The sequence below is a fragment of the Sporosarcina sp. Y352 genome, from assembly GCF_056786535.1.
Window position 1 is genome coordinate 1 of record NZ_JBXCJE010000015.1, and the last position, 16,854, is coordinate 16,854.

Genomic DNA, 16,854 nt, shown 5'->3' on the forward strand with positions numbered 1-16,854 from the left:
CCGCACGACCATCAGTTTAAGAGATTCACTATATTTAACCAAAATAAAACACCCCAAAAGTTAGATTTTGACTCTAACTTTTGGGGTGCACATCAATCCGATTAGGGAAAGGTCGCTTTTTTATTCAAATTCCCATTTATAAGTTTCGTTATCAACTGCTAATTCTGGATTCCTACTGTCGAGGTATCTGTTTTTATCGGAAACCTTTGCGGTGGTTTTTTGTGTTTTTTTAATCGGTTTATCTATATAGGTATAATCCCGATTCACAAACCTCATAAGTTTTTTCAATTCCTTATTCTTGGCTATCTCAGAAGCCGTTCGGTTGCTGTTGTATTTTAAGATGCGTTCTACAGTGTCCACATCGTCAATGCCTGCGTTCAAGATAGATGCAACGGCGTTGGATGCTGAAACCTCTAGTAAGTCACTGAGCAACTGGACATCACAATATTCTTCTTGCGTGAATCGTATACTGATCCGCTTAGACTTGCCGTTCGCTAATCGAAGCATGGGATTTTCGTTGTCACCTATTAAATACTTATTTTCGATTCTGAGGATTCCATTCTGCAAATATGGAGCAACTTTACTTATTACTTATAACTGTATATTGGTGAATTCCCTCCATGAACAAGCTTTTGCCGACGAACATTGGTTGATTGATCACTTCTGCAAAAACCTCAATTCTTTTCTTCGTCCTGATTGGTATGGTTGGAGCAACTTGCACCTTTTTATCTGAGCGAGTTTTCCTTTTTTCTTTCCAAAACAACCATTCTCCCCTTTTCCATAGTGTATAAAAATTTATAATATCAACTATTAGTACAATATAGTTTAACAAGAAATCCAAAGTATTGAAAAGGCCTTGATAAATATGAATCTTTCGGGGGCAACAATAGTTTAATTAATGAATCGCGGAACATAACGGGAATTATTATCTAAGGAAATAGAAAAACCCCGAATAAATGGAAAGTGTCCACCATTCGGGGTGCAGTTCAGGTTTTAATCCAATGTGTTTATTTCCTTATATACTATTAACTACATGCTTTAATTTCAATAATTAATGTATTACCTTGTACATGTACTTCGAAATATTGATAATTTCTTGGGGGATTTATGTCTATATCAACAGTTGTAGTATCACCAGGGAAAGGTTTACCATCAATGGGTACAGTTTTCATACCAACTTTTACTAAGTCAGAAGTAGTACTTTCTTTCGCATAAATTTCATATTTATTAACAACAGCGAAAGGTGACCATGTTTGAATTAATAAAGTAGACATTGGTATGGATTCGCTTAATCTAACTTTAAGTTCTGAATACGGAATGCCTCTTCCAGCAAACCATCCTGTAGTAGGATCACCATCCACAGCAAAAAAAGGATCCGACCGTGGATCTACATCATTAGCATGAACTTCATCGACCTTTTCTTTTAATATTTGACATCCCGTAGTAAAATTTTCATCTTTAAAAAAAATTGAATAACTGTACTTTTCCATTATAAAAAAGCCTCCTTTATAAAAATTCCACACATCAGCTAGTATTAACAATTGTTTAACAATTATACGAAAAATTTTCTACTCTCTTTTCTAAGGTTTTGTCGACAAAACGCAAATATGTTATACACGGCTTATTTTTTAATCGTAGCCACAGTCACCTATTTTATTGATTTTTTTATCTTTTATGATAAGTGGCATTTTATTCTATGCAGCCGACGCACAACCAGGAGATATTTCAGATACGGGTAAATTACTGTACAGTCTAGGAGTGCCTGTCGGCTAAACGTTTATTTAATCCCTCAGGGCTAAGTAAAGTACCTGTAGTTGCATGAAGCCTGCTACATAATCGGACTAAGGGATCGCTTGCTACCCGTTGACTGATCCAAATACAAATAGTAGCTAAGTCTGAGCCAGAAAACTTATGAGGCCACGCTTGGATACACACTCTATATAATTAGATGGAACGAGTGAAATCCTAGGTTGCTGTTTATATAATAAAAACGTAACCCGTATATTAAACGAGTTCGGAACCTATTTCTGGATTGCTGCAGAAGTAGAAGCAGATTTCATCAATCGTGGGAATTGAAAGTGGGCTGATTACGAACAGGAAGTAAACTTGGAGGGACAGGTGCATATTAAGTCACGTTGTGACCTGGCTGATATTGTTACGTTGCAAAATCTGGAGTGGGGCGTGACACTGGATGCAAGGATTACAAAGGTCAAAGAAATCTATGAGTCTGGTATGACGGGAATTGAATTGACGTTTGGTGCAGGAGTTGAGTGGGATGAAAGCGGAATATTTTTAAATATATTTGAGGTGAAATATGAAGAAGGCACATTAGTCTAGATAAAATTATTATATGAATAGTAAAACTTGGAGAATGGAATAATAATTTGGGGGATAAAACTAAAAATGGAGATGATTTGATGAGTGAATCTCAAAAAAAGTTGATATAAAAAACTCCAACACCATATGAGGATGTTGGAGTTTTTATTTACAAGCTATTATTTATCTTCATTGCTCACATGCCCAATCGTCCTTATCTCTGTCCATTTTCGATTCATAAGCTGGATGACCTTTCGCTACACCGCTAGGATATTTTGTTCTTAAATCTGTACAATTTTGAAACGATTCACTCTGAGCGGCAGCCGCTTTGTCAGCAGCAGCTTTGTCAGCAGCAGCAGCTTTGTCAGCATCAGCAGCAGCTTTGTCAGCAGCAGCAGCTTTGTCAGCAGCAGCAGCTTTGTCAGTAGCAGCTTTGTCAGCAGCAGCCTTGTCGGCAGCAGCTTTGTCAGCAGCAGCCTTGTCAGCAGTAGCTTTGTCAGCAGCAGCCTTGTCAGTAGCAGCTTTGTCAGCAGCAGCCTTGTCGGCAGCAGCTTTGTTAGTAGCAGTTTTGTCGGCAGCAGCTTTGTCAGCAGCTTTTGCTTTAACTACTTCTTTTGGTTCAGCCTTTACTACCGGAGCTGATGTTTCGACTATCTTAGGTTCGTCTTTATCGGCTTGTTCTATCTCAGCGGTATTACCTGATATTCCAATCGAAACAACCATGACAGCGAATGCTATCCAACTAAATTTCCTATACTTCAAACGTTGAACGTCTTTTTTCCTTATCTTAGAAATAATAAATCTAACGATGAAGTACATTAACGCCATGGTCGATAAAAAGGCAACAATGTAAAACGTTGCACTCAAACCTATGAATCCTATAAAAGCGAGAAGCATGAGTCCTCCTGACGCACCCATTAATTTCAGCATTTTCTTAGCGTGATCATGCTTTTTGTTATAGTACGATATGATCCAACGGACTACAAAATAAATAAGCGTAGGAATAGACAATAAAAAGATAATGAAAAATAAAGTATTCATGCCAAACCCCCATAATATTTTCGGATAGTTCTATGATAAGACATTCTGGATGAAGTGGCAAATGTTTCCTAAATCTGAATGAAAGCAAAAGCGACCCGTCCACAGATTTGATTGTGGATAGGTCGCTTTTTTTATTTGTTCAAAATGCATTCCCGAATTGCTTTAGTATAGTTATAAGTAGAGGACTCGCTTGTATGAGGAGGTATCCTAATCCAGCATGCATGATTGCTGACAGCCCTTTTTCTGTCTGACCAAACATAAAGAAGAAAAGTGAGCCCACCATAACCAGAGAAGCAATAGGTAAACTAATAGCAACTAATATTTGAATCACAGGATTGAAAATAGTAGCAAGCATTTCCATTGATCCTTCTGCAATAAATCCAGTCGGAATTAAGTCGGGGGTAGCCATTGCATTGACGGGCATGAGGGGCGTTTGTGCTAGTACGTTGATTGGTTCAATTATTGGTGGAATAGAGGTTGGATTAACTAGAGCTTCGGGAATAGTAGGATTAGTGTATTTCGTACTCGTAATCGCATAGGTTGCCAAACTAGCAGTAGCAGCAGTAGCAACACCAATTAATACACCATTTCGCACGGATGGTTTTTCATTCTCGTACCTATCACTAAAATCTGTATATTCGCCTTCTGAAACAACATCAAAGTTAAGATTTCTTCCCATCTATATTCCCCCTTATTTAATATCGTCTATCGTATAAACCGCGTAATCAGGCAGTTCCATCTTTCTGCATTCTTCCTTCAATTGTTTTTTCCTGTATTTAGTCGTTGTATAGAATACAACTTTAGGAAATTGACCTTTACACTCTTCACTCTGTTCAATTATTCCATTTTGATACAACTCTTTATAACGTTTAATTTTGTTTCGGTTTTCTGCCATAGTCTGCGTATGATCGACTTCCAAGAAGTGTACTCTATCCCATTCGCCAGTAAACATAGCATCAACAACTATTTTTGTATAAGTATCGTTCACTTCGACCTCGTTTTTCCAAGCCTGAGGACAGTAATGAAATATCCACATATCATTTCGCATGAGTATGTGCTGAACATGCCCACCTTTTTTTCTGATTTTCGTGCACTCGACATATTCTCTCCCTTTTTTGGACAGATAGTAAATGGTCTGATAACCCTCACGTATCGTCATAAGATAGTCAGACAATCCTCTAAGCACTCTGTTTGTATGACTTATTGTGCCAAACATGAAATATTTATTTAGTTGATCCCGAGTCATAAAATCATTTTTCTTTAAAAGTAGCAGAAGCCGTTCTCCTCTGGAGTCCAACACTCTTTTCAATTTCTGAGCCCTCCTTTTTGACAGGAATGAATCTAATGACATTCTCCTTAGCCTTAGGAGTTTCAGTAACCTTATCTTCGATAAAAGGTGAGATGGTTTCATGGATAGTTTCGTTTGAAATGTATGGAGACTGTACAATATAGCGTTTTACATTGCACTTATAGATTGCACGTCCGGGGATGTCAGGTAGCTTTTCTGCTCCACCTTCATCTAACACCACTCTTGAAGCAGTATCCGTGTCTACGACATAGCACAATCGAGCGATAATATTCCTTTTCGTCTGAGAAGGAATTACTTGTGAGGTGGGGTACTGTGTACAAAAAATGAGATAATAACCTGCTGAACGCCCACGACGAGCAATATCTGTAATAATAGCCATAGCGTCTTTGTATTCCGCTAAGTCGGCTGCTTCATCTATGATGATAAAATAACGTTTTTTTATTTTCGCCTCTTTTACATCTTCATATCCATTATTAACAATGCTCTCAAATGACCTATTCATGTCTATTTGAATGTCTTTTAATACGTTTTCAGCACTTTCAGGGTCACGAGAGTAGTATTTAACTTGATTACAATTCCTAAACCTATGGAATGCTGAACCACCCTTTAAATCAATCAGTGACAACTCTACGGCTTTTGGTTGTTGCTTGATTAATGTTGTTGTAATGAGTTTTAAAATTACGCTTTTACCATAACCTGTTGCGCCAGCTACAATTAGATGTTTATCTTTATCAAAATCATGCCGAATTACTTCTTTATTACGCAAGAAACCTATAGGAACTGACCAAGTATTAGGTTTTAAAAGGCTTTCATTCCAATTGATTAATGTAGGCATTGGCTCATCGTAAATTCGTATAATCAGTAGTCCATCAAACGACAATTCTATTTCCTTGCTTTCAGTCAATTTGTTAGTCCATAGCGTTTTTAGATTATCAATGATATTCGCATCTAGTTGGAGATCCTTTAAGTCAGCAAATGAAATTCGTTGTCGTCTATTATTTAGCCCATCTTCCAAGATGCTTTGTTTGTTCAAATAGTCATTGAAACTTCTTCCGAGTGGAATCCTGTATTTGTATTCCCATCCCCAATCATGTTGCTTCTTTCGGACAAGCTGAGTTGTTAAAGTGTCTTTTCCGTCTTTAACATTTAAGCCGCTCAACGAAATAATTCGCTGGATTTTCCCCGAATCATTGGTCGCTAAACCCTGCTTTTTGATATAAGCTTTCAACGCAATTCCTCCCATGATTCCAGAAGTTACAATTTCGAATATCATTTCAACATTCCTCCTTTGATTTCAAACGCCACAGGGTTCTCTTATGTAATAAGAGTTGCAGCCATCTGCACATTCCAGAAAGCCGTGTAACCCTTATGACGATTGGCTTTATAATGTGCAATTTGACGAATGGGGTGAACGTCAATCGGAACGTACAACTGAACATGATTATCCGACTGATTTTATTGTCAATGTGCCCCATCTGAACATTAATCGGAACGCACGTCTGGACATAGATCGGGTTAATTATCCTCAATCTTTTTGAGGTGTTTGAGGTAGAATCTTACGGCTTCACGATAGAATCGACTCCTGTCACGTTTAGAGATCTTTTTGATTTCTGCAATTAGATCAGCGTCTAATTCGGGGTTTAGTTTGGATGCTATTTGTATTTGTGCTTCTTTCTTTTCTGTCATTAGTGAGCCTCCTCCTTCCAACTTTTGCTAACTTTCTCTACATCGTATGTCTGGGCTATCAGGTTAATGCATGTACAATTTAGAAAAGGTTAGAAAACATTCAAATTAATATTTCTGTTGCTGATGCTGATGCTTTTTATTCGCTTATCTTATAGAAGGAACTCATCTTAAATGTGCTACAATTAGTGTATAGGTTGTTATGCATTTAAAATAAAGGAGGAGAATATGTGCATGAAAAGAGCGGTGCTTTATACGCGCGTCAGTACGAACAAAAAGGAGCAAGAGAAAAGTAAAGAAATTCAGCGTGAAGTCTACACAGAATACTGTAAGCGTAAAGGATATGAGCTAACAGAGATTTATCCTGAAGTTGGTTCCGCAACGAGTGTCCGACAACGTCCTATGTTCACTCAGATGATGGTAGATGCCGGATTAAGATATGACATGAACAATGAAGGAACAGATACTTTTAATACATCTAAAAGAAAACCTAAGTTTGATTTAATAATCGTAAAAGATGCTTCACGATTTAGTCGCAACTTGGAAATTGGAATGAATGCAGTTAACCGATTGAGAGACATGGGTGTAATTGTAAACTTTGAGAATGCCGGTGTTTCCTCTAATGATTCAAACGCTGATTTTGTGCTTCCCTTGCTTTTCACTATTGCAGAAAAGGAATCATCAAATTTATCTAAGCGTGTCAGTTTTACAAAGAAATTCACCTCTGAGCGTGGCTTTTATCGTCCAGCACGATTGCCATTCGGATATGAGCGTAATAATGAAGGTGAATTTGTCATCAATGAAGAACAGAAAAAAGTTATCAGATTCATATACGACAACTACGAAACACAAGGATCACATATTCTAACGACTCGACTCAATGAAAAAGGAATACCGACCCAACAAGGCAACAAGTGGAGTAGCGATAAAATTTTGAGGATTATTTCAAATCGTATATATACCTCTGTCGCAGTGGTTAACAGGAGCAAGAAGATAAATGTAACTGATGTGAAACGAACGGATAATCCTGAAGAGGAATGGATTGAGATTCCAAACGCTGTCCCTCCAATCGTCACTGTTGAGGAATGGGAACAAGCCAACAAGGTACGTGCTATGCGCATCAACAAGACTACAAAGCGTGGCAAACGTCCTAGTGTGAATGATATTTATCACGAAAAGTTGTTCTGTTCAAATTGTGGAAGCAGATTCGTTCGACATATGGGGCATAAAAATAAAATCACGTATATGTGTCAAAATAGACGTAAGGGGCAAGGTTGCGAGGTTAGAGGTATTTCAATTAACAATGTGAATGAGGTATTTGATGGAGTCGGTGGATCTAGTCTTATTGACGGGATGTCAGATCACGCAGGTTACAGTAAAGTAATGAAGCGCATTGATTTTGAAACCGCTAATTTAAATAATAGAAGAAATGAAATCACTGTTGATATTAAGCGGTTAAAAACTGAGAATGAGGCTTTAGAACAAAAGCTAGTAGATGGACTAGACAGTAGTCATAAGAGTGTTGAAGACCGTCTTTTAAATCGTATTACCCGAAATGATAATGAGATTGAAATGCTAGAACAGCAAAGAGAAAAAATCAACATTAATACAATCCATTTACTTAAACAAAAGGTTGAGTCCAAAAAACAGCTAATAGACGGAATCCAATTCGGAAAAGGAATCACTAAAGAAGAAAAATTAGATCTGCTCAAGGAAATTGTTGTTGGTGATTATGAATGTACTGTTGATTTTTCATTTCCGAACTTTGAGGGTGAGATACTTGAGTTTAATTCTATTTTTCCGATGTCAGAAATTGAATCTGTAAACGTTCATTATTTTACAGAAACCGTAAGGCGAACCCATAAGTCCGCACGGGAGTACTGGCAAGATATAGACGATTCAAGGATTGACCATGACCATGAAAATTATAATTATTATCGCGTTTCAGGGAATAATTACATTGAAAGCGGTGGGAGCTACTTAGGACGAGGTAAAAATGTAGGAAAAGAAGCTATCGAAATGGAAAAGCTGCTAGATGAAAGTTCGAATTCATAAAGATACGTATGCAAAAGGGTTGCTATTCATAGCGTTCTCTAAAATGGTACAAGGCCAGGTTGAGGCTTATAAAATGGACAAAAAACACGTGCCAACTATGAGTAATTTAACTACTGGAGAATATTTACCCGAAACTGCGCAGTGTCCAGACGGCACTCTTTTAGTTATAGTGGACGGCAAAGTAGATAAAGTGGGTGGGACGGCAGGTTCAGGAGCAGACGGTGGAGGTAACTAAGGAAAGTGGATTCACGTTCCTTGAAATGATTCTTGTATTAGCTGTCTTGTCAATTATGACGGCAATCATTTTACCTATCGGGGATCAATGGATTCGAGTGAAATCAGAAGAAGATGCCCTTCAAGTATTTATTGCTTCCGTGCAAGACATGCAAGCCTATTCCATGGCGAATTCTGTAATAACCCAATTGGAGTTCAAACATTCCGGATCTGAATTTACTACTTCTGAACTAAGTGGAAAAGTAATTGCAAGGAATGTATTTCCTGAAGGCATGCATTATCTAAGCAGTAGTACATCATCGAAGGTGGGGTTTCATGCAAACGGAGATATTATTAAAGCTGGCACACTTGCATTCTCGACAAGTTCAGGTGTGATTGAAATACGGTTACAATTTCAGCGTGGAAGGATGATTATTTATGAATGAAGGGGGCTATTCGTGGCCGGAAACGATACTGACATTGACTATAGTAATTGTGATATTTGGCACACTACTTCCTTTCTCCACTTTCGCGACTTCCAAACTACAGTTAAAAAAGGCGGCAATGTATGCTTCGGAAACTGCATTACAAGGCGCTATCTATTTTAAAGCATATGGTTTATCGGAAGGTGTCCGGAAGATTGAAGAAATCGATTATAAGTGGTCCATTCATGGAGAAGCTGTCTGTGTGTCATATGAAATTATTGATAAGGTGTACGATAAATGCGTAAATACCTAAAGGTACGTGACGAAAAGGGCTATACGTTCCTAGAAAGCATTTTCCAACTAACTGTATTGTCTATTTTTCTTCATTTATTTATTTTGTTCTTTTTTTGGAAAGAGCCAATAGAGGAAAAGTTCTTTGACACCTCCTCCACAGAGTGGGAACTGTTTTCACTGGATATGCAAAAACTGCTTTCAGATGTTAGTGAAATTCAATTGCTTTATGAAGGAACTACTTTTCGTCTTGTCACAAGCCGTGGGAGGATAAACATAGGACAAAGTCGGAATGTCATTAGAAAACTAGTTAACGGAGAAGGACATGTCCCATTGATTACGGGAGTTCAGTCAGTGAGATTCACTTATGACGGTATGACTTTAACTGCTCATGTATTGCTGCTTAATGGTTCAGTAAAAGTAAGGGGGTTTGCGGTTGGATTGTATCCGGAATGAAAATGGAGCCATGCTTGCAGCAACAATTATTTTATTATTTTTCGTTAGTCTCTTTCTTTTCTCCCTCGTTTCATGGCATGATAGTCTACAAAGGAATTACGATTCGCTTGAGACGTATTATGAGAACGAAACGGTGAGGACAATGAAACGGAGCGGATAAGCATATTCGTTCTGCCAAATGGGTGATGAGATGAAGAAAGTATATTTAGTTGGTTTTATGGGATGTGGAAAAAGTGCAATCGGCAAACGACTTAGTTATGCAACAAGAATGCCCTTTTACGATATGGATAATGAAATCGTAAAGATGACAGGTTTGTCGATTCCACAAATATTTGAACTGCACGGCGAGGAGTATTTCCGTAATTTGGAAACGGATTTTCTCCGCTCATTTCGTGATGAATATTGTATCATTGCAACGGGTGGAGGTGTGGCGATGAGAAAGGAAAATAGGGAAGTCATGCGTGAGACGGGACTTGTCTTTTTCCTTAATGCTCCATTTCGTGACATATGGCGGCGAATATCAACCGACCGGAATCGTCCAATTGTGCAAAGGTCTAGCCGAAGCGACCTTGAAGGTTTATTTAATGCGCGAAAACCTTTTTACTTACAAAGTGCCCATTTTAAAGTGGAAACTGAAAAGCGTTCGTTAAGAGATATTGTAGATTATATTGCTTTTCAAATTGGCCGTCTTAAAGGGGAAAAGTAATAAGTGGAAATCAGCTGTTGATTAGATTTTTAAAACTATAGTTAGCAGAAAGTTTAATTTTCAAAGATATACACGAACGTTTTTGGTTATAAAGGCATAAATGTTCGTTAAAACGACAGTCAATTAAAAAGCATTGCACTTACATGGATGAAATGTTAAGATATAAGGCGAAAGGGCAATAGTTGTCCGAATCTTATTCATTTTCATTTCAATTGAATAGCGCGAATGATTGTATGAGGAGAGCACGCAGAGGCGTCGCCGAAGGAGCAAGTGACTTATGTTATGAATCTCTCAGGTAACAAGACTCATACAGGACGCATCTCTGGAGAGTGCCGGATAATCGGCCACCAACGAGGAAAGCCGTAAGGTCAAACTTTCAGGTACAAGGACAGAGGTTCTCTTCTTAGGGGACCTCTGTCCTTTTTTATCAATTTTCCAAGGGGGAATGAATTATGTCAGAAACTTTACAACGTACCGTCCTTTTTGATAGCTATGCTGAGTATGGCGGGAAAACAATCGATTTTGGTGGTTGGGAATTGCCTGTTCAATTCTCGAGTATAAAAGCGGAACACGAAGCTGTACGTACGAAAGCAGGATTATTTGATGTATCCCATATGGGTGAAGTGCTTGTAAGTGGGGAAGGTTCTCTTCCTTATTTGCAAAAAATGGTTACGAACGATGTTTCGAAACTTAAAGATGGACAAGCGCAGTATACCGCTATGTGTTATGAAGATGGCGGAACTGTAGACGACCTTCTAATTTACAAACGTGGTGAAAACGACTATCTGCTTGTTGTCAACGCGTCAAATATCGACAAAGATCTCGAGTGGATGAACAGTTACGTGACTGATGATGTTAAAATTGAAAATGTATCATCTTCCTATGCACTTCTAGCTTTGCAAGGACCAATAGCGCAGGAAGTCCTTCAGAAGTTGACAAACGAGCCGCTTGAAGACATTAAGTTTTTCCGTTTCAAGGAAAATGTCGAGATTTCAGGTCAGAAAGTGCTTGTATCCCGTACAGGATACACTGGAGAAGATGGTTTTGAAATTTATGGATCACCGGAAGCGATTGTTGAACTATGGTCTGCTATCCTGAAAGCAGGCGAAAGTGAAGGCGTCGTACCAGCGGGTCTTGGAGCACGTGATACACTTCGTTTCGAAGCGGGTTTACCGTTATATGGACAAGAATTGTCAAAAGATATCTCACCACTTGAAGCGGGTGTAGGTTTTGTAGTCAAAGTAAATAAAGAAGCAGATTTCCATGGGAAAGAAGCTTTATCTGCACAAAAAGAGAATGGTGTACCGCGTAAACTTATCGGTTTGGAAATGATTGATAAAGGGATTCCACGTACTGGTTACAAAGTATTCCTCGGTGAAGAACAAATCGGTGAAGTCACGACGGGTACACAATCACCAACACTTAAAAAGAATATAGGTTTTGCGCTTTTGAATCGTGAGCATACTGCTGAAGGAACTGAAGTTGAAATAGAAATTCGAAATAAACGTTTGAAAGCTGTAATTATTGCTACACCATTTTATAAACGCTAATCATACTAACATTATGAAAAGGGGTTAAGAGGACATGCAGCATCGTTATATTCCTATGACTGAAACTGATCGCGCTGAAATGATGAAAACAATTGGTATTTCATCCATAGATGAACTTTTTGCGGACATTCCTGAAAAGGTCCGATTTAAAGGCGAATACAATATTAAAAAAGCGAAATCTGAAACTTCATTAACAAAAGAACTGTCTAAACTTGCGTCGAAAAATGCGGATGCGCGCACATATGCATCATTCTTAGGTGCAGGGGTTTATGATCATTACAAACCAATCATTGTAGACCATGTTATTTCGCGTTCTGAGTTCTATACGGCTTATACGCCTTACCAACCGGAAATTTCGCAAGGTGAGTTGCAAGCGATTTTTGAGTTCCAAACAATGATTTGTGAGCTGACTGGTATGGATCTTGCAAACTCATCTATGTACGATGGCGGTACGGCTCTTGCAGAAGCGGGAACGCTTGCATCTGGACATACGCGTCGGAAGAAACTTCTTGTTTCCGAGACGGTTAATCCGGAATCTCGTGATGTAGTGCTTTCCTATGCATCAGGTCAAAATATCGAAGTGGTCACGATTCCACAAAAAGATGGCGTAACAGATATGGCGATGCTGGAAGAATTGATAGACGAGAATACAGCCGCTGTTTTAGTTCAATACCCGAACTTCTTCGGTCAAATCGAAGACATTCAAAAAATCGGGGAAATTACACACGCTAAAGGCGGATTGTACGTTGTATCATCAAATCCACTTGCACTTGGAATACTGACGCCACCTGGCAAGCTAGGCGCTGACATCACGGTAGGAGATGCACAGCCGTTCGGCATTCCAGAATCTTTCGGCGGACCACATTGTGGCTATTTCGCAGTGACGAAAAAGTTGATGCGAAAAGTACCTGGGCGTCTTGTTGGAGAAACGACGGATGATGAGGGCCGCAGAGGTTACGTTTTGACACTTCAAGCACGAGAGCAGCATATCCGTCGTGATAAAGCGACGTCTAACATCTGTTCGAACCAAGCCCTAAATGCACTTGCAGCTTCTGTTGCGATGACTGCACTTGGGAAAATAGGCGCGCAAGAAATTGCATATCAGAACATTGTCAAAACACGTTATGCGAAGGAAGCATTTGAAAAAGCCGGGTTTGAAGTTAAATTTAGTGGATCGCATTTTAACGAAATTGTCGTTGATTGCAAACAGTCTGTTAAAGAAGTGAATACAACATTATTTACAAAAGGGATAATCGGCGGCTATGACTTAGGTTTGACGTATCCTGAATTTGCAAACCATGCTCTAATCGCTGTGACTGAACAGCGTACGAAAGAAGAAATCGATGCACTTGTGCAGGAAATGGAGGCCCTTCATGCATAAAGATAACCAGGCATTAATATTTGAACTTACTAGAGAAGGACGGATAGGCTATAGTCTTCCTGAACTGGATGTGCCTGAACTTGACCTTTCCGGCTTATTGCCAAAAGGATTTGTTCGCGAGGAAGTTGCAGAACTTCCGGAAGTTTCCGAACTTGATATTATGCGTCATTACACAGCACTTTCGAATCGTAACCACGGGATTGATTCCGGATTCTATCCACTTGGATCATGTACAATGAAATATAATCCGAAAATCAACGAATCCGTTGCTCGTTATCCTGGATTCGCAAATATTCACCCACTGCAAGATGAGTCGACTGTTCAAGGTGCACTAGAAGTAATGTATGACCTGCAAGAGCATCTTGTAGAAATTACGGGTATGGACGAAGTGACTCTTCAGCCAGCAGCGGGAGCGCACGGTGAATGGACGGCTCTTATGATGATCCGTGCTTTCCATGAAGCAAACGGCGACTTTAAACGTACGAAAGTACTTGTTCCGGATTCGGCACACGGTACTAATCCAGCTTCAGCTACAGTTGCCGGTTTCGATACGGTTACAGTAAAATCGGGTGAAGACGGACTTGTTGATCTTGAGGACCTGAAACGACATGTAGGAGATGACACGGCAGCACTTATGCTGACGAACCCGAATACACTAGGTCTATTTGAAGAAGAAATTCTTGAAATGGCTGAGATTGTTCACGCTGCTGGAGGAAAACTCTATTATGATGGAGCAAACCTGAATGCAGTTATGTCTAAAGCACGCCCTGGGGACATGGGCTTTGATGCAGTTCACTTGAACTTGCACAAAACATTCACAGGTCCTCATGGTGGTGGTGGACCAGGTTCAGGTCCGGTCGGTGTGAAGAAGGATCTTATTCCTTACCTGCCGAAACCAGTTCTTGTGAAAAAAGATGAGGTTTATACGTTTGAATACAATTTACCGCAATCAATCGGCCGTGTTAAACCGTTCTATGGTAACTTCGGAATCTATTTACGTGCATACACGTATATTCGTTCAATGGGCCCGGACGGCTTGAAAGCAGTTACGGAAAATGCTGTATTGAATGCAAACTATATGATGCGTTTACTGGAGCCTCATTTCGACCTTCCATATAACCGTCATTGTAAACACGAATTCGTTCTGTCGGGTCGCCGTCAAAAGAAACTTGGTGTGCGCACGCTAGATATGGCAAAACGTTTGCTTGACTTTGGCTATCACCCGCCAACAATTTACTTCCCGCTTAATGTTGAGGAAGGCATGATGATTGAGCCTACAGAAACAGAGTCAAAAGAAACACTTGACGCTTTCTGTGACGCTCTTATCCAAATTGCAAAAGAAGTCGAAGAAAATCCAGAAATCGTACAAAATGCTCCGCATACAACAGTTATCAATCGTCTTGATGAAACGAAGGCGGCACGTAATCCTGTTTTGCGCTATATAAAACAATAAGTAATCGACAAAAGGCACAGCAAATCCTGTTGTGCCTTTTTGTCGTGGGCGTATTTAGAGCAAGTGGAGGTTTATAAAAGGGAAATCTAGCCAGAAGAATTGTCATTGTCGGTGGTGGAATAACTTGAGTAAATCGAGGTTTAGCACTTCTCCCATTCAACGTCTGCATAACTGTTGTAAAGAGCTTGCGCTGTTTCTGTAAGTCCCTGATTCGTAAGGATTATTGTTTCGTCCAATTGGTCTTCATTAGCGCGGTTAAAACGCCTGTAGCATTGCTGAGGGCAGGATAACTCGCTTGGGTTAATATGGGGGGTGTATTTGCAATGAACGACCCCACACGCATGCGAGTGCCGTCTAACGTGCTGGAAAAAGAACTCATTTAATCGTTTTCTTTAATGACATATGCTGCTTCATTCCATACTCTAGTATTGAAAAAAGCTCCTCCCAAGGGGAAGAACTTTATATTTTACTTACTTTTCACTTTACCTGTCCATTGACGGAAGCCGCCTTGCAGGTGGAAGAGTTGATCATATCCTTTTTTCCTTAGAAGTAAGGCTCCACGTGCGCTTTTTCCACCGTTTTGATCATATAAGTAAACGGGCTTGTCCGACCGGATTTCTTTATGTCGCTGACGGAACTGAGAGTACGGAATATTACGCGCTCCCAGAATATGACCAGCATCATAATCCTTGGGCTCACGCACATCGATTAGTTGTGCTTTCCGATAACCTTCGATAAATTGCTCTTGCGTCAAGTTTGTAACAGCTTTCTTAAGACGTTGCATCGTCACAACAAAATAAATGATTACGATAAGAGCAACGGCCCCTAGGATATAATAGTTCAAAACAAATTTCCCCTTTCTCTCTACCTTATCATTATAAAGATTGAGTGGCACTTGTTCAATGGGAATGATAAAATGAAATTCGTTGTGGAGGGAGAATTCGAATGAAAAAAAAGGTTTGGCACTTCATTAATTCAGGAAAATGTCGTGCTTCGTTCAATATGGCTTTGGATGAGGCACTGCTAGAATGGCATAGTAAAGGGGAAATCGGCCCAGTACTTCGATTTTATGAATGGGAACCCGCTACGTTATCAATTGGTTACTTTCAAAATGTCGAAAGAGAAATAGATATGGGTGAAGTGAAAAAAAATGGACTTGGATTCGTTCGACGTCCAACGGGGGGCAGAGGTGTCCTTCATGAGCACGAACTTACATACAGCGTTATTGTTAGTGAAAGTTATCCCGAAATGCCTGAAACGGTAACAGAAGCGTATCGTGTTATCTCGGGCGGTTTGCTTGAAGGGTTCCGCAACTTAGGCTTAGATGCATCATTTTCAGTTCCTAAAACTGAACAACAGAACAATGATTTAAAGAAACCGAGAAGTGCAGTCTGCTTTGACACACCAAGTTGGTATGAACTTGTTGTTGAGGGGAAGAAAGTTGCTGGAAGCGCGCAGACAAGACAGAAAGGTGTCATTTTACAGCACGGTGCGATACTTTTAAGTCTTGATGTGGACAAACTGGTTTCTCTCTTTAACTTTAAAACGGAAGAACACCGCGAACAAATGCGTATGAGTTTGCCAGAAAAAGCGGTAGCGATAGATAAACTGATAAACCGCTCTGTTTCAATTGAGGAATGTACAGATGCATTTTCAAAAGGTTTCGAATCAGCGCTTGATATGGAACTTGTACCATTAGAATTAACAGAACAGCAAATCGAATTCGTAATGGAAATTGAGCGGGAAAAATATGCGAATGATGACTGGACATATAGAAAATAACATCTGTAACTTTGGTGCTATTTATCGAGAATTAAGCGTTCCGAAATGCGTAAATTAAGCATTTGGAGTTTAATGTAAAAACTATTTTATTGAAGCAGGTTTCAATATGTAGTATATTAGGTATTATAATTAACACAACATGTAGTGTTCTACGTGAAAATACATGTTTTGTTTTATGAATATATCCCATAAG

General features: G+C 39.4%; 20 protein-coding genes, 1 pseudogene and 2 riboswitches. Of the genes and pseudogenes, 12 read left to right on the plus strand and 9 right to left on the minus strand.

Annotated elements, in window-relative coordinates; translation table 11 throughout:
- Positions 1-120: 120 nt before the first annotated feature.
- The 3 genes from AC1TO6_RS18215 to AC1TO6_RS18225 all read right to left on the minus strand — a co-directional run bounded on the left by AC1TO6_RS18215 (position 121) and on the right by AC1TO6_RS18225 (position 1,490).
- Positions 121-567, minus strand: a complete 447-nt coding sequence (locus AC1TO6_RS18215) for a hypothetical protein (RefSeq protein WP_482103049.1) — start codon at positions 565-567, stop codon at positions 121-123.
- A gap of 13 nt (positions 568-580) precedes the next feature.
- Positions 581-763 (minus strand): hypothetical protein, encoded by a 183-nt coding sequence (locus tag AC1TO6_RS18220; RefSeq protein WP_482103050.1) that lies wholly within the window; start codon positions 761-763, stop codon positions 581-583.
- 262 nt (positions 764-1,025) lie between these two features.
- Positions 1,026-1,490: a hypothetical protein gene (locus tag AC1TO6_RS18225; protein ID WP_482103051.1), complete on the minus strand. Its 465-nt coding sequence runs from the start codon at positions 1,488-1,490 to the stop codon at positions 1,026-1,028.
- A 613-nt stretch (positions 1,491-2,103) separates the two neighbouring features.
- Between AC1TO6_RS18225 and AC1TO6_RS18230 the strand changes: the two are divergent.
- Positions 2,104-2,337 (plus strand): annotated as a pseudogene (locus AC1TO6_RS18230) (Gp37-like protein); the annotation flags it as partial.
- A gap of 168 nt (positions 2,338-2,505) precedes the next feature.
- Here the strand turns inward: AC1TO6_RS18230 and AC1TO6_RS18235 are convergent.
- The 5 genes from AC1TO6_RS18235 to AC1TO6_RS18255 form a co-directional block, all read right to left on the minus strand.
- Entirely contained in the window at positions 2,506-3,183 is a 678-nt protein-coding gene (locus tag AC1TO6_RS18235) for an excalibur calcium-binding domain-containing protein (RefSeq protein WP_482103052.1), read from the minus strand.
- Positions 3,184-3,496: 313 nt separating this feature from the next.
- Positions 3,497-4,036 (minus strand): hypothetical protein, encoded by a 540-nt coding sequence (locus AC1TO6_RS18240; RefSeq protein WP_482103053.1) that lies wholly within the window; start codon positions 4,034-4,036, stop codon positions 3,497-3,499.
- 12 nt (positions 4,037-4,048) lie between these two features.
- Positions 4,049-4,657 carry a replication-relaxation family protein gene (locus AC1TO6_RS18245; protein ID WP_482103120.1) on the minus strand — a complete coding sequence of 203 codons (609 nt, stop codon included), beginning with the start codon at positions 4,655-4,657 and terminating at the stop codon, positions 4,049-4,051.
- Positions 4,608-5,894 carry an FtsK/SpoIIIE domain-containing protein gene (locus AC1TO6_RS18250; protein WP_482103054.1) on the minus strand — a complete coding sequence of 429 codons (1,287 nt, stop codon included), beginning with the start codon at positions 5,892-5,894 and terminating at the stop codon, positions 4,608-4,610. The genes AC1TO6_RS18245 and AC1TO6_RS18250 overlap by 50 nt, the downstream gene beginning before the upstream one ends.
- Positions 5,895-6,181: 287 nt before the next feature.
- Positions 6,182-6,352 (minus strand): hypothetical protein, encoded by a 171-nt coding sequence (locus AC1TO6_RS18255; protein ID WP_482103055.1) that lies wholly within the window; start codon positions 6,350-6,352, stop codon positions 6,182-6,184.
- Positions 6,353-6,583: 231 nt separating this feature from the next.
- Here AC1TO6_RS18255 and AC1TO6_RS18260 point away from each other — a divergent pair, with 231 nt between their 5' ends.
- From AC1TO6_RS18260 to gcvPB, 10 genes are all read left to right on the plus strand, one after another.
- Positions 6,584-8,404 (plus strand): recombinase family protein, encoded by a 1,821-nt coding sequence (locus AC1TO6_RS18260; protein ID WP_482103056.1) that lies wholly within the window; start codon positions 6,584-6,586, stop codon positions 8,402-8,404.
- Entirely contained in the window at positions 8,385-8,639 is a 255-nt protein-coding gene (locus AC1TO6_RS18265; RefSeq protein WP_482103057.1) for a hypothetical protein, read from the plus strand. The genes AC1TO6_RS18260 and AC1TO6_RS18265 overlap by 20 nt, the downstream gene beginning before the upstream one ends.
- A complete protein-coding gene (locus tag AC1TO6_RS18270; protein WP_482103058.1) occupies positions 8,626-9,063 on the plus strand; it encodes a prepilin-type N-terminal cleavage/methylation domain-containing protein in 438 nt (145 codons plus the stop codon). Before AC1TO6_RS18265 ends, AC1TO6_RS18270 begins: the two co-directional genes overlap by 14 nt.
- Positions 9,056-9,355 (plus strand): hypothetical protein, encoded by a 300-nt coding sequence (locus AC1TO6_RS18275; RefSeq protein ID WP_482103059.1) that lies wholly within the window; start codon positions 9,056-9,058, stop codon positions 9,353-9,355. Before AC1TO6_RS18270 ends, AC1TO6_RS18275 begins: the two co-directional genes overlap by 8 nt.
- A complete protein-coding gene (comGF, locus tag AC1TO6_RS18280) occupies positions 9,340-9,789 on the plus strand; it encodes a competence type IV pilus minor pilin ComGF (protein WP_482103060.1) in 450 nt (149 codons plus the stop codon). Before AC1TO6_RS18275 ends, comGF begins: the two co-directional genes overlap by 16 nt.
- Positions 9,770-9,949, plus strand: coding sequence for a hypothetical protein (locus tag AC1TO6_RS18285; protein ID WP_482103061.1), 180 nt, complete (start codon positions 9,770-9,772; stop codon positions 9,947-9,949). Before comGF ends, AC1TO6_RS18285 begins: the two co-directional genes overlap by 20 nt.
- A gap of 30 nt (positions 9,950-9,979) precedes the next feature.
- Positions 9,980-10,495 (plus strand): shikimate kinase, encoded by a 516-nt coding sequence (locus tag AC1TO6_RS18290; RefSeq protein ID WP_482103062.1) that lies wholly within the window; start codon positions 9,980-9,982, stop codon positions 10,493-10,495.
- A gap of 225 nt (positions 10,496-10,720) precedes the next feature.
- Positions 10,721-10,812, plus strand: a riboswitch (glycine riboswitch).
- Between the two features lies 1 nt (position 10,813).
- Positions 10,814-10,891, plus strand: a riboswitch (glycine riboswitch).
- Between the two features lie 56 nt (positions 10,892-10,947).
- Positions 10,948-12,045 (plus strand): glycine cleavage system aminomethyltransferase GcvT, encoded by a 1,098-nt coding sequence (gcvT, locus tag AC1TO6_RS18295; RefSeq protein ID WP_482103063.1) that lies wholly within the window; start codon positions 10,948-10,950, stop codon positions 12,043-12,045.
- Positions 12,046-12,079: 34 nt separating this feature from the next.
- Positions 12,080-13,426, plus strand: coding sequence for an aminomethyl-transferring glycine dehydrogenase subunit GcvPA (gene gcvPA, locus AC1TO6_RS18300; RefSeq protein ID WP_482103064.1), 1,347 nt, complete (start codon positions 12,080-12,082; stop codon positions 13,424-13,426).
- A complete protein-coding gene (gene gcvPB, locus AC1TO6_RS18305) occupies positions 13,419-14,879 on the plus strand; it encodes an aminomethyl-transferring glycine dehydrogenase subunit GcvPB (protein ID WP_482103065.1) in 1,461 nt (486 codons plus the stop codon). Before gcvPA ends, gcvPB begins: the two co-directional genes overlap by 8 nt.
- A 466-nt stretch (positions 14,880-15,345) precedes the next feature.
- Here gcvPB and AC1TO6_RS18310 read toward each other — a convergent pair whose 3' ends face one another.
- Positions 15,346-15,663, minus strand: a complete 318-nt coding sequence (locus AC1TO6_RS18310) for a rhodanese-like domain-containing protein (RefSeq protein ID WP_482103121.1) — start codon at positions 15,661-15,663, stop codon at positions 15,346-15,348.
- Positions 15,664-15,824: 161 nt separating this feature from the next.
- Here AC1TO6_RS18310 and AC1TO6_RS18315 point away from each other — a divergent pair, with 161 nt between their 5' ends.
- The gene (locus AC1TO6_RS18315; protein ID WP_482103066.1) at positions 15,825-16,661 is read left to right on the plus strand and encodes a lipoate--protein ligase family protein; all 837 of its coding nucleotides are present in this window, start codon (positions 15,825-15,827) and stop codon (positions 16,659-16,661) included.
- The last annotated feature ends 193 nt before the right edge of the window (positions 16,662-16,854 follow it).